1 pseudogene is annotated in these 381 nt (G+C 71.9%); it reads left to right on the top strand.

Features of this window, described 5'->3' with window-relative positions:
• Positions 1 to 381 (top strand): annotated as a pseudogene (locus tag KZZ06_RS20155) (hypothetical protein); the annotation flags it as partial.

The following is a 381-nucleotide window of genomic DNA, read 5'->3' as shown; positions in this document are numbered from 1 at the left end:
CTGGGCGGCGCTGAACCCGGTCGGGACCGTGGGCGAGACGATCGTGAACAGCGGGACCGCCGCCGCCGCGTCGGTGCCGGCGAACCTCCCGAACGTCCTGACCAACAGCCTGCCCTTCCCGATCAACACGAACACGCCCAGCGGCAACCAGATCCAGGCCTCCGTGCGGGCGGGCGGCCTCTCGCTCCAGGCGACCCTTAAGGCGTTCGAGCAGGCCGGCGTCTCGCGCATCCTGGCCGAGCCGACGCTCACCGCCATCTCGGGCGAGGCCGCCAAGTTCCTGGCGGGCGGCGAGTTCGCGGTCCCGTCCTCAGCCACTTGCGCGGTCAACGGCGCCTGCACGCCCGGCATCACCTACAAGCCCTACGGCGTCGCCCTGTC

The organism is Sulfitobacter sp. CW3 (genome assembly GCF_019392245.1).
Taxonomy (GTDB): Bacteria; Pseudomonadota; Alphaproteobacteria; order Rhodobacterales; family Rhodobacteraceae; genus Sulfitobacter.
The sequence above is the reverse complement of the archived record's forward strand: the minus strand, read 5'-3'. Positions and strand labels throughout refer to the sequence as shown.